The organism is Pantoea sp. MBLJ3 (assembly GCF_000816655.1).
Classification (GTDB): domain Bacteria; phylum Pseudomonadota; class Gammaproteobacteria; order Enterobacterales; family Enterobacteriaceae; genus Pantoea; species Pantoea eucalypti.
In genome coordinates this window covers 69,514-82,008 of the sequence record NZ_JSUT01000007.1, presented here as the reverse complement: position 1 = coordinate 82,008, position 12,495 = coordinate 69,514, and the positions used below count along the sequence as shown (strand labels likewise).

Here is a 12,495-nt window from a genome sequence, read left to right as displayed (position 1 = left end):
TATGACTACCACAGATAAAAAATACATTGTCGCACTCGATCAGGGTACAACCAGTTCACGCGCCGTCATTCTCGACCACGACTCCAACATCGTCGCGGTATCGCAGCGCGAATTCACCCAGATCTACCCGAAAGCGGGCTGGGTTGAACATGACCCGATGGATATCTGGGCTTCACAAAGCTCTACTCTGGTTGAAGTGCTGGCACATGCCGATATCCGCTCTGATGAGATTGCGGCAATCGGTATCACCAACCAGCGCGAAACCGCTATCGTCTGGGAAAAAGAGACCGGTAAGCCGATCTACAACGCCATCGTCTGGCAGGATCCCCGCACCGCTGACTATTGTCACAAACTGAAGAAAGAGGGTCTGGAAGAGTACATCCAGCACACCACGGGTCTGGTGATTAACCCTTACTTCTCCGGTACGAAAGTGAAGTGGATTCTGGATCACGTTGAAGGTGCGCGTGAGCGTGCAAAACGTGGCGAGCTGCTGTTCGGTACCGTCGATACCTGGCTGGTCTGGAAAATGACTCAGGGACGCGTGCACATCACCGACTACACCAACGCCTCCCGTACTATGATGTTCAACATTCACAAGCTGGAGTGGGATCAGCGCATGCTGGATATCCTGGATATCCCGCGTGAAATGCTGCCAGAAGTGAAGTCCTCTTCTGAAGTTTACGGTCAGACCAACATTGGTGGTAAAGGCGGTACACGTATTCCTATCGCCGGTATCGCCGGTGACCAGCAGGCCGCGCTGTATGGCCAGTTGTGTGTACAGCCTGGCATGGCGAAAAATACCTACGGCACCGGCTGCTTCATGCTGATGAACACCGGTACTGAAGCGGTGACCTCAACCCACGGCCTGCTGACCACCATCGCCTGTGGCCCGCGCGGTGAAGTGAACTATGCGCTGGAAGGTGCCGTGTTTATCGGTGGTGCCTCTATTCAGTGGCTGCGTGATGAGATGAAGCTGATCAGTGAAGCGGCTGACTCTGAATACTTCGCGATGAAAGTGAAAGATACCAACGGCGTTTACATGGTGCCTGCTTTCACCGGCCTGGGCGCACCTTACTGGGACCCGTATGCCCGTGGCGCGATCTTCGGTCTGACCCGTGGCGCAAACTCTAACCACATCATCCGCGCGACGCTGGAGTCGATCGCTTATCAGACACGTGACGTTCTGGAAGCGATGCAGAATGATGCCAATACCCGCCTGCAGGCGCTGCGTGTAGACGGCGGTGCGGTGTCCAACAACTTCCTGATGCAGTTCCAGGCTGACATCCTCGGCACCCGTGTTGAGCGTCCGGAAGTGCGTGAAGTGACCGCGCTGGGTTCTGCGTATCTGGCGGGTCTGGCTGTTGGCTTCTGGCAGGATCTGGATGAAGTGCGCTCTAAAGCCGTTATTGAGCGTGAGTTCCGTCCAAGCCTGGAAACCACCGAGCGTAACTTCCGTTATGCTGGCTGGAAAAAAGCGGTTGCCCGCGCACAGGCGTGGGAAGAACAGGAGTAATATCAACGCCCGCGACATTGCCGTCGCGGGCCTTTTCCCCGCCCCACTCCCCCGCTGTGTTACACTGCCTGCCGGTTTTTTGTCAGGTAGATGCCATGAAACGAGAACTTGCCATTGAATTTTCCCGCGTAACCGAAGCTGCCGCCCTGGCAGGCTATCACTGGTTAGGACGCGGTGACAAAAATGCGGCTGACGGTGCGGCTGTCCATGCCATGCGTCATGTCCTGAACTCCATTGAAATTGACGGTCAGATTGTGATCGGTGAGGGCGAAATCGACGAAGCCCCGATGCTCTATATCGGTGAAAAAGTCGGTACCGGTCACGGCGATGCCGTTGATATTGCCGTCGATCCGATTGAGGGTACCCGCATGACGGCACTGGGCCAGGCGAATGCGCTGGCTGTGATGGCCGTGGGCGATAAAGGCAGCTTTCTGCACGCTCCAGACATGTATATGGAAAAACTGATTGTGGGTCCTGCAGCACAGGGCGCGATCGACCTCGACCTGCCGCTTGAAACTAACCTGCGTAATATCGCAATAGCGATGAACAAGCCATTGTCACAGCTGACCGTATCCATCCTGGCTAAGCCACGTCATGATGTGGTGATTAGCGAGTTACAGCAGCTGGGCGTGCGGGTATTTACCTTCCCGGATGGTGACGTTGCCGCCTCAATTCTGACCTGCATGCCAGACAGCGAAGTCGATGTGATGTATGGCATCGGCGGCGCACCGGAAGGCGTCGTTTCAGCAGCGGTGATCCGTGCGCTGGACGGTGATATGCAGGGTCGGCTGCTGGCGCGTCATCACGTCAAAGGCGATAGTGCTGAAAACCGTCGCCTCGGCGAGCAGGAGCTGCAGCGCTGTGCGGAGATGGGGATTGAAGCGGGTAAGAAGCTGACGCTAGGTGAGATGGCGCGCAATGACAACGTAGTGTTTGCCGCCACCGGCATTACCAGTGGCGAACTACTGAAAGGCATTACGCGTCAGGGCAATGTCGCCACCAGCGAAACCCTGCTGATTCGCGGTAAATCTCGCACTATTCGCCGCATCCAGTCGATTCATTATCTTGACCGTAAGGATCCGGCGCTCCATCCGTTTATCCTGTAACCGGCTGGTTGCCGCGCTCCGGCTGACGTGAGAGCGGCAACCAGCAGAGCAGCATCACCAGTGCCGTAAAGAACATCAGCATGCCAAGGCTGAACTGATCGCGCTGCGGCATCATGGCTGAAAGCCACGCGACAAGACCCGATCCCAGATTCTGCATTCCGCCAATCAGTGCACCCGCGCTGCCCGCCAGCCAGGCATACGGCTCCATTGCCCCTGAAGTCGCCAGCGGGAACAGCATGCCAGCCCCAAAGAAGAACAGCGCGGCCGGAACCAGCAGCGTCCAGATATTCATTACGCCAAACCATGCCGGGATCCACATCAGGATGCCCGCCAGCAGACAGCTATTCACGCCCCACCACATCAGACTGTGCCATGAACCCTGCTCGCGTCCCGCGAACCAGGCACCGAAGAACGCCGCCGGAATGGGCAGAATGAACAGGATACTGACGGTCAGGCTGTGCAGGCCGAGCACGCCGCCGAGCAGCACGCCACAGCTCGACTCAAATACCGCAATGCCCGCCAGCGCACCAATCAGCAGGACAATGTAGCGAACGAAATTTGCGTCGCTGAGCAGCCGGGCATAGCGTTTGAAGAACGGGGTCACTTCAGCACTCTGTGGCCGGGTTTCCGGCAGCCAGCGCGCCATAGACAAAGTAACCGCCAGACAGAGCAGCAGCAGAAAGGCGAAACAGGCGTGCCAGCCAAAGAGCTGGGTCAACAGTGCACCAATCACCGGTGCCAGCAACGGGCTGACCAGAATGCCCATATTAAGCAGGCTGTTGGCACGGCGCAGCGCGTGCCCCTCATAGAGATCACGCGGCATGGTGCGGGCCATTACGCCAGCTACGCCGGTTCCCAGTCCCTGAATCGCGCTGCCGAGCACCAGCATATCGAGTGAGGTCGCCATCAATGCCGTGATTGCGCCGATCATAAAGATCATCATGCCTGCAAGGATCACCGGACGCCGACCGACACTGTCTGACAGCGGGCCGTAGATCAGCTGGGATCCGCCATAGGTCATCAGATAGGCCGCCATCACACGCTGCAGCGCGCCATCCCGCACATTCAGCGCGTCCGCCATCACCGACATCGCCGGGACGTAGATGGTCTGCGCCATCTGCCCGACAGCCACCAGCACAATGAGCATCACCAGCAGTGGGCGATTTTCCAGTTTACTAATCATGATTATGCAAAATTTCTTTCTGTGAAAGGAGGTTAAAACAGCGGTTCACCCGCCAGTCATCTTGTTATGGCGGGCAAAATATCAGGATTAGATGACAAAGCGAGAGGCAGGCCGAAAGGTCCCGGCTTGCGCCTGTCAAGTTTATGCACCAGCCTGTAAAGACAAAGCAACAGTTTGTCGATTAGAGCCTTTGCCCGGCCACAAGCTGGCAATCTCATCGGGCAGCCGCGAAAATAGAAACCTGCCGGAATAATCAACAACCAGGGAGTGATTATGGCTGAGTGGGTCAATGCTGAAGTAAAGGAAGTGAAAAACTGGACGGATGCGCTGTTCAGTCTGCGGGTAACAGCGCCCATCGATCCCTTTATCGCGGGGCAATTTGCCAAACTGGCTCTGGAAATTGACGGCGAGCGGGTGCAGCGCGCTTACTCTTTCGTCAATGCGCCAAAGGATGACCTGCTGGAGTTTTACCTGGTTACCGTGCCCGATGGCAAGCTGAGTCCGCATCTGCAGGCCCTTCAGCCTGGCGATCAGGTGATGGTCACGAAAGAAGCCGCAGGATTCTTTGTCCTTGATGAAGTTCCGGCGTGCAGAACATTATGGATGCTGGCAACCGGCACCGCTATTGGCCCTTACCTTTCTATGCTTCAGCAGGGCGAAGGACTGGATCGCTTTGAAAACATCGTGCTGGTCCATGCCGCACGCTATGCGGACGACCTGAGCTTTCTGCCACTGATGCAGCAGCTGCAACAGCGTTATCAGGGCAAGCTGCACATCCAGACGGTGGTGAGCCGCGAAACGATCCCCGGTTCGCTGACGGGCCGGGTTCCGGCGCTGATCGAAAATGGCGAGCTGGAGCGTGCCACCGGATTAACACTGGATGCCGACAGCAGCCATGTGATGCTGTGCGGCAACCCTCAGATGGTGCGCGACACCCAGCAGTTACTGAAAGAGACGCGCGAGATGCGTAAGCACCTGAAGCGCAAGCCGGGCCATATCACCAGCGAACATTACTGGTGAGCGAGTTGCCGGTATCGCACCGGCTGCGTCGCGGTACCAAACCGGTTAGCGCCGGGGGTGCCGCGAAAAACGCCGAGTTCGAGCAGCAGGCCAGCGAATAACACAAAGGGAATGGCGCGACCCAGCAGCCAGGGCAGAATGCCGCCCAGCATGCTCCAGTTTCCCGCCACCAGCAGCCAGGCCACTATCACCAGAAATCCCCAGTAGCCGGGACGATTACGATCGTGCAGACGTTTTACAATGACCGCGCTGGCGGGCCACAACAGGCAGACCACGCCGAAAGCCGCCATCTGGGTATCAACCCAGTCGTTTGCTGCCAGGGTAAATAACAGTGTCGTTGTCAGCAACCAGACTGCCTGCCAGATCCAGAAATCACGTCGTCCCAGCCTGCCACGCCAGGAAAAACACCATTGTTGTAACGTCATGCATTATCATCCAGAGAGAAAAGAACCGCCGCGCTTTTGACCTCGCGGATAAAAACCGTTTTAATTTGCGCCTGAGTTTACGGGTTAGGATCGACAAAATGAAGAATTTGCCTGGCGCACTGCTGTTATCGTTTGCGCTGACGGTTCCGGTCTTTGCCGCCGATCCGCCACCGCAGGAACGGCCCGATGCATTACCCACCGCGCCCTACCTGCTGGCGGGTGCGCCCACCTTTGATATGACTATCGGCCAGTTTCGCGAAAAGTATAATCTGGCTAATGCGACGCTGATGCTGCCGGAATATCGCGCCATTGATAATCGGGGCGACAAAAGTAACCTGACGCGTGCTGCCAGCAAAATTAACGAGACGCTCTATGCGTCTACCGCGCTGGAGCCCGGTACCGGCAAAATCAAGACGCTGCAGATCACCTGGCTGCCACTGCCTGGCCCGGATCAGAACGCCTCTGAGCAAAAAGCCATGGCCTACATGACCGCTATGCTGCGCTTCTTTGTACCGGGATTAGGTGCAGACGAGGGACGCAAAAAGCTGGAGAGCTTACTGAAGGAGGGCAAGGATTTGCCTTACTTTGCGCAGGTCGATGGCGCGCTTCGCTTTGTGGTCGCTGATAACGGTGACAAGGGGCTAACCTTCGCTGTCGAGCCGGTAAAACTTGCGCTCGCTCCCCCCTGAAGATGTCGCTGAAAATGACGAAAAGCAAAGCCATCGCTACATTTGATCTCTATACTGTTTCGCAGACAACGCTGCCAGCTGGCAGCGATTTTTCATGTATCGCGTTATGCGGAGGATAGAATGCGACATCCACTGGTTATGGGTAACTGGAAGTTGAATGGCAGCAAGCAACTCACTGCTGAACTGATCGCGGGTCTGCGCAAGGAACTCTCTGGCGTTGACGGTTGTGGCGTGGCCATTGCACCGCCAGCGCTCTATCTCGAGCAGGCAAAACATGCCATCTCCGGTAGCCACATCGCACTGGGTGCGCAGAACGTGGACGTTAACCTGTCTGGCGCGTTTACCGGTGAAGTTTCCGCAGAGATGCTGAAAGATATCGGCGCGAAATATATCATCATCGGTCACTCAGAACGCCGCACTTATCACAAAGAGAGCGACGAGTTCATCGCGAAGAAATATGCGGTGCTGAAGTCAGTGGGCCTGGTTCCTGTGCTGTGCATTGGTGAAACCGAAGCGGAAAACGAAGCGGGTAAAACTGAAGAAGTCTGCGCTCGTCAGCTGGATGCCGTTCTGGAAACGCAGGGCGCCGAAGCGTTTAAAGATGCGGTTATCGCGTATGAGCCCGTCTGGGCCATCGGTACCGGCAAATCTGCGACCCCTGCTCAGGCACAGGCCGTGCACAAATTCATTCGTGATCATATTGCGAAGAAAGATGCGGCTATCGCAGAACAGGTCATCATTCAGTATGGCGGCTCAGTGAACGACAAGAATGCTGCTGAGCTGTTCACCCAGCCTGATATCGATGGCGCGCTGGTTGGCGGTGCGTCACTGAAAGCAGATGCTTTCGCGGTAATCGTTAAAGCAGCGGCGGCGGCAAAAAGCGCCTAAGCATTAGCATTCCGGTCAAGGGCGGCGCTTAAGCCGCCTTTTTTATGGGCGCAATCAGCTCACAGGCGTGATCCTGCACTTCCTCCGCCGAACCCCTGTTCAGCAGCAGCCAGTTCCGCTCTATCGCCATCAGCACCAGTCGCCCATCGCTTAATTCCGCCAGTGCCAGACCATATTTCCCCATCTCTGTGCGCGCCTCTGGCCGCTCATCGGCCAGCCGGATAAAGGCACTCTGCTGAGTCAGTTCATCTGGCGTCAGAGCTCGCAGCCAGTAGCGGTGCTTACGCAGCGTAATGTCCTGCCACTGACCGCTAAGCTGCGGCGTCAGCCGATCCAGCTGCTGACGCACATCGGGTCGCAGACAGGAGAGATGAATATGGAGTTGATTCTGCGTACGGCCATACTGTGAATTGATCGCCAGTGAAAGAACCCGATCATCAATGGGAGAGCCGCGTCGCTCTGCAAGCAGAGAGCGTTCATGCCAGGCAAGGGCAAAGTAGTTGGGCGTAGCGGGTTGCAGTAACCGTGGGCTTTCGATGCCGGTGATTTTGTCGAGCGGGATCAGCAGATACTGCAATGGACCATGCATATCTTTCAGCATGGCATAGCGATGCTGCTGATCGACACGCTGACAGGGCGCCGGGTCTCCGCTGCTCTGCTGATGAGGCACACATTTCTCGCTGACAATCTGCCACAGCGCATCACTGTTCTTTTTGAAATGCAGTGCGGCAACCAGTATCCCCGCAATGACCAGCACCAGCAGAACCGCAACCAGACTGGTTGCACGACGATGTGTCGGCATAACAACGCTTCCTGAATGGTTTAGCAGCCTGCATCCTCGCCTGGCGGGAAAAAAATGTCACGGGGAATTCGGGCAGATCAGTCAGCAGCCGGGCAGAGAAAAGAGAAAGGTGGGATTGTTGCGGGTGAGCGGTCAGCGCAGGGAGCGCTGACCGCAACGTATTACGGTTTCATGACCTGGTCATAGCTGCCGCCATCGGCGAAGTGCGCTTTCTGAGCCTCTGCCCAGCCACCAAATTTGTCCTTGATGGTAAACAGCTTCACCGGCGCAAACTGGCTGGCAAATTTCTTCGCGATTTCAGCATCACGCGGACGATAGTAGTTCTGCGCAGCGATAGTCTGACCTTCTGGCGAGTAGAGGTATTTCAGATAGGCGTCTGCGACTTTGCGCGTTCCCTTTTCATCTACCACTTTATCGACCACGGACACGGTGGGTTCAGCCAGAATCGATTCGCTCGGGGTGACAATCTCGAACTTGTCTTTACCCAATTTGTTAACCGCCAGATAAGCTTCGTTTTCCCAGGCAATCAGCACATCACCAATCCCGCGTTCAACGAAGGTGTTAGTTGCGCCGCGTGCACCGGAATCCTGCACCTCAACGTTTTTAAACAGCGCTCTGACGTACGCCAGCGCTTTGGCCTGATCGCCGTTGTTATGATCCAGCGCCCAGCCCCAGGCCGCCAGATAGTTCCAGCGTGCGCCGCCAGAGGTTTTCGGGTTAGGGGTAATCACAGACACACCGGGTTTAGTCAGGTCGCTCCAGTCGTGAATGCCCTTGGGATTATCTTTGCGGACCAGGAAGACAATGGTGGAGGTGTAAGGCGCGGAGTTGTCTGGCAGACGCTGAATCCAGTTCTTATCAATACGACCGCGTTCTGCAATAGCATCGACATCCGATTGCAACGCCAGCGTAACCACATCCGCACGGATGCCGTTAATCACTGAAGTTGCCTGCTTGCCGGAGCCACCGTGCGACTGACGGACCACGACATTATCGCCGGTTTCCTGTTTGTAGTGCGCACTAAACGCTTTGTTGTACTGTTCGTACAGCTCACGGGTTGGATCGTAGGAAACGTTTAACAGCTGAATGTCTTTCGCCAGAACGCTGGTTGAGGCCAGCAACAGGGTAACGCCGATACTCCACTTGTTCATTACGCACTCTCCCAATGTCGTTATGGGCTAAGCGTGACATAAACCATTACAGAGCTAAAAGAATTAAAAATAAGCTGTTATAACCGGGGGGAATATAGCGGGTATATGCCGGGGCATGCTGTGCAGCACACCCCCGCAGAAGAATCAGTAGAGTTTTTTCGCCGTGTCGAGCCAGTCGCGCTTGAACGGACGTTTCATGTTTTCAATCGCGTCGACGATGTCGTGATGCACCATCTTCTCATTCTGAATACCCACGCAACGGCCACCGTAACCCTGCATCAGCAGTTCAATGGAGTAAGCGCCCATGCGTGACGCCAGGATACGGTCATACGCACAAGGTGCACCGCCACGCTGAATATGGCCCAGAACGGTCGAACGGGTTTCACGTTTGGTTTCTGTTTCAATGAAACGCGCCAGGTCGTCGATATCGCAGATGTGCTCAGTAATCGCCACGATAGCGTGCTTTTTACCTTTGGCGATGCCTGCTTTGATTTCCGCTACCAGCTCTTCGCGGGTGTACGGGAATTCTGGCAGGACGATGAACTCGCAGCCACCGGCAATCGCCGCCGCCAGGGTCAGATCGCCACAGTAGCGGCCCATCACTTCAACAATCGAGATACGCTGATGCGAGGAAGAGGTGTCGCGAAGACGGTCAATCGCTTCAACCACGGTTTCCAGTGCAGTGAAATAACCGATGGTGTAATCCGTTCCGGCCACATCGTTATCGATGGTGCCTGGCAAACCAATGCAGGGGAAGCCCATTTCAGTCAGGCGCTTAGCACCCATGTAAGATCCGTCACCACCAATCACCACCAGTGCATCAATGCCGCGCTTTTTCATGTTCTCAATGGCAACCTGGCGCACATCTTCATTACGGAACTCGGGGAAACGCGCTGAGCCCAGGAAAGTGCCGCCGCGGTTAATCATGTCGGAGACGCTGTAGCGATCAAGATTGATCATGCGATCTTCGTACAATCCCAGATAGCCATCATAGATCCCAAAAACTTCCAGTCCTTCACTCAGCGCGGAACGTACCACTCCACGAATAGCTGCGTTCATGCCTGGGGCGTCACCGCCGCTGGTTAATACACCAATTTTTTTGATCATGACAACCTCTGGATTGTTCAAAACTAAGGGTTAATCCTGCCTGTCGATCGCTGCAGAAGATCATTTCACGATTAGCGCGACATGTGATGGCAGATAGTATATCAAAGGCTTGCTGCTGAATTGATTCAGGTCAGACAACTTTTCACTATTTTTTGCAGCAAAGTTAGCGCTACGTCATCCCTTCCGTATCGATTTGATTCATTTACGTTAAAAACCTAAAGAGTCCCTGGTCTCAGACGGTACCACAGAACAGGGATCCTGATGGATAATTACGTCAGACCCGGGAAATTCTTTGCGTAATGCTTTCTCAACCTGGTCGGCAACCCGATGCGCCTGAACCAGTGGCAGCTGATCTTCCAGTTCCAGATGAAGCTGAATAAATTTGGTCGGGCCGGACTGCCGGGTTCGCAGATCATGTACGCCCTGCACCTGCGGCCAGTTTGTCGCAAGCGTCAGGATTTGCTGCCGTTCATTTTCCGGCAATGCGCGATCCAGCAATGACTGTACGGCTTCGTAGCCCATCCGCAATGCGCTATAAAGAATGAAAACACCAATCCCCAGCGCAAACAGGGCATCCGCCCGTACAACGCCATAGCTGCTCAGCACCAGCGCAATCAGTATGGCGCCATTCATGATGACGTCGGATTGATAGTGCAGCATGTCAGCCCGAATGGCCTGACTGCGGGTTTTACGCACTACCCAGCGCTGAAAGGCAACCAGTACCAGCGTTGAGCTCAGTGCCACAATGGTTACTACAATACCAACACCCGGCGCCCGCATCTCGCTGGGGGAGGCAAGATGCTGCAGGCCGGTCAGAAACAGAAACAGTGCCGAGCCGGAGATAAACATACTTTGTGCCAGCGCCGCCAGCGACTCCGCTTTGCCGTGCCCGAACGTGTGATTTTCATCAGCAGGCTGCAGCGCATAGCGCACCACCAGCAGGTTGGTTAGCGATGCAGCGATATCCACCAGCGAGTCCACCAGTGAAGCCAGCAAACTCACTGAACCGGTGTACCACCAGGCAAAAATTTTCACGAGTAACAGCACAGACGCAAGAATGGTGGCAGCGAGCGCAGCACGCTTTACCAGTCGGCCATAAGAGTGTTGCATGCCAGATTCCCTATGCAGCATCAGTGAAGATGCACACTTAAATAGATGAATGGCTGAAGTTTAACACCGGGAGGCGGGCTGTGCTTAGGAGGTCATTCGATGAAGAAGGCTGTTTTGAAATCGCGACAGGAATAAGCAGGTACAAAAAACAAGCCCCGGCCTGGGAAGGACGGGGCGAAGTGTTATACACATCATTGCCTGGCTACTTTCAGCCGCGGGCTAATTCCAGGAACGTGTCGGCGACTACTTTTTGCCGCCTTTTTTCCCGGCTTCAGATGCTTTTTCACGATCGTTTTTGAAATTTCCGCCGCCGCTGTTCTGTCCGCCTTTTTTGCCAGCTTCAGACGCTTTTTGCGGATTATCTGCGAAATTACCTGAACCACCACGATGCTCTGCCATAACTTACTCCGTTAATAGATTTATCAGGACTACATAATGTGGTTGTTGCTCCCTGAGACTTCGCAAAGACACTTAACTTCCCTGCAGTGACAGGATTTAGTGTAGAAGGTGTGACTGAGCCAGCAAGCGTAACGCGGGGAATGTATCTCACTGAAAAATATGATTAAAATGTTAATGACTTGTCTGCAATTCATTTAGTTTCAGTAAGTTATGATATTTTCATGATGAAAAAATGCTCACCGGCTCGCTTAAATTTACAGCGTGTTCCAGATATTAAGAAATCAGCGATTCTTCCCAACAAATTCCCGACAAGCGCTAATAAAACGGGGGTTTTGTTGTGCGGTGATGATTCCTGTCAAAATAAAAAAAGTGAAAAAAAGATAAAAAAAAACCCCCACCATCATGGTGGGGGAAGACAGGGATGTGTCTATGGCAAGGAAAACAGGGATACTATATTACTGGTTACTGCTGGTACTACTCACTGCCTGCAGCGATGAAGCTGACTGCAAATTCGAAAACTGTCGCAGCTCGTTAAGTCGCCGCTGGTAATTTTTCTGTAACGCGGACTGCTGGGCCGGCGTTAGCAGTTGAAACATTTGATTCTGTACGCGCGCCATCTCGACCTGTTGTTCAACCTGAACTCTGGCGATGACTTCCGCCTTTTGGCGAATGGCCGCTTCGTTAAACTGGTCTGCAGTCACTAATTCGTGTAATGCAGCGATATCGTCAATATGAACGACCGGGCGATCATGTCTTGCCTGTTGCATAAGGTCTCGCATCTGCTGACGCTGTTCTTCAGTCAGCTCGATGCCGTCGAACATGTGGCTTTGCGGATTTTGCGTCATACTGCCTGTCGGCAATCCGCCATGATGCATCTCGTCAATCGTCGTCGCATCTTTAGCATCTGCGCTGGCGACACTCAGAGCCATCGCTGAGGCAAGGACGACGGCGGTTAATTTGCGCATCGTATACTCCAGTTCGTTCCGTTTTGCGATTCAACGAGAGCCAGTGTACGGCGACAGCTGCAAACATCCGTCAGGGGGTGTAAAACTACGTAAAGCGATGGATAGGTGCGCCAGGAACACGGTATTTTGCCTGCGGA

Annotated in this window: 13 protein-coding genes; 5 read left to right on the top strand and 8 right to left on the bottom strand. The window is 54.5% G+C overall.

The window, feature by feature from the left end; translation table 11 throughout:
• Position 1 precedes the first annotated feature (1 nt).
• Complete coding sequence (gene glpK / locus NP77_RS13955; protein ID WP_003851245.1) at positions 2-1,513, top strand: glycerol kinase GlpK; 1,512 nt, start codon at positions 2-4, stop codon at positions 1,511-1,513.
• Between the two features lie 95 nt (positions 1,514-1,608).
• Positions 1,609-2,619 (top strand): class II fructose-bisphosphatase, encoded by a 1,011-nt coding sequence (gene glpX, locus NP77_RS13950; RefSeq protein WP_003851247.1) that lies wholly within the window; start codon positions 1,609-1,611, stop codon positions 2,617-2,619.
• Here glpX and emrD read toward each other — a convergent pair.
• Positions 2,609-3,802, bottom strand: coding sequence for a multidrug efflux MFS transporter EmrD (gene emrD, locus NP77_RS13945; RefSeq protein ID WP_003851249.1), 1,194 nt, complete (start codon positions 3,800-3,802; stop codon positions 2,609-2,611). The genes glpX and emrD overlap by 11 nt on opposite strands.
• Positions 3,803-4,075: 273 nt before the next feature.
• On the opposite strand from emrD, the gene fpr reads away from it, so the two are divergent.
• The gene (fpr, locus tag NP77_RS13940) at positions 4,076-4,822 is read left to right on the top strand and encodes a ferredoxin--NADP(+) reductase (protein WP_003851251.1); all 747 of its coding nucleotides are present in this window, start codon (positions 4,076-4,078) and stop codon (positions 4,820-4,822) included.
• Here the strand turns inward: fpr and NP77_RS13935 are convergent.
• Positions 4,813-5,247 carry a DUF805 domain-containing protein gene (locus tag NP77_RS13935; RefSeq protein WP_003851252.1) on the bottom strand — a complete coding sequence of 145 codons (435 nt, stop codon included), beginning with the start codon at positions 5,245-5,247 and terminating at the stop codon, positions 4,813-4,815. The genes fpr and NP77_RS13935 overlap by 10 nt on opposite strands.
• Before the next feature lie 98 nt (positions 5,248-5,345).
• Here NP77_RS13935 and NP77_RS13930 point away from each other — a divergent pair, with 98 nt between their 5' ends.
• Positions 5,346-5,936 carry a DUF1454 family protein gene (locus NP77_RS13930; RefSeq protein WP_003851254.1) on the top strand — a complete coding sequence of 197 codons (591 nt, stop codon included), beginning with the start codon at positions 5,346-5,348 and terminating at the stop codon, positions 5,934-5,936.
• 120 nt (positions 5,937-6,056) lie between these two features.
• Positions 6,057-6,824: a triose-phosphate isomerase gene (tpiA, locus tag NP77_RS13925; RefSeq protein WP_003851259.1), complete on the top strand. Its 768-nt coding sequence runs from the start codon at positions 6,057-6,059 to the stop codon at positions 6,822-6,824.
• Positions 6,825-6,852: 28 nt separating this feature from the next.
• Here the strand turns inward: tpiA and NP77_RS13920 are convergent, their stop codons facing one another.
• The 6 genes from NP77_RS13920 to cpxP all read right to left on the bottom strand — a co-directional run bounded on the left by NP77_RS13920 (position 6,853) and on the right by cpxP (position 12,358).
• A complete protein-coding gene (locus NP77_RS13920) occupies positions 6,853-7,626 on the bottom strand; it encodes a CDP-diacylglycerol diphosphatase (RefSeq protein WP_039660588.1) in 774 nt (257 codons plus the stop codon).
• Between the two features lie 161 nt (positions 7,627-7,787).
• A complete protein-coding gene (locus NP77_RS13915) occupies positions 7,788-8,777 on the bottom strand; it encodes a sulfate ABC transporter substrate-binding protein (RefSeq protein WP_003851261.1) in 990 nt (329 codons plus the stop codon).
• A gap of 144 nt (positions 8,778-8,921) precedes the next feature.
• Positions 8,922-9,884, bottom strand: coding sequence for a 6-phosphofructokinase (gene pfkA / locus NP77_RS13910; protein ID WP_003851263.1), 963 nt, complete (start codon positions 9,882-9,884; stop codon positions 8,922-8,924).
• Between the two features lie 207 nt (positions 9,885-10,091).
• Entirely contained in the window at positions 10,092-10,994 is a 903-nt protein-coding gene (gene fieF / locus NP77_RS13905; RefSeq protein ID WP_003851265.1) for a CDF family cation-efflux transporter FieF, read from the bottom strand.
• A 243-nt stretch (positions 10,995-11,237) separates the two neighbouring features.
• Entirely contained in the window at positions 11,238-11,393 is a 156-nt protein-coding gene (locus tag NP77_RS13900; protein WP_003851267.1) for a general stress protein, read from the bottom strand.
• Positions 11,394-11,848: 455 nt separating this feature from the next.
• Positions 11,849-12,358, bottom strand: coding sequence for a cell-envelope stress modulator CpxP (cpxP, locus tag NP77_RS13895; protein ID WP_003851271.1), 510 nt, complete (start codon positions 12,356-12,358; stop codon positions 11,849-11,851).
• Positions 12,359-12,495 lie beyond the last annotated feature (137 nt).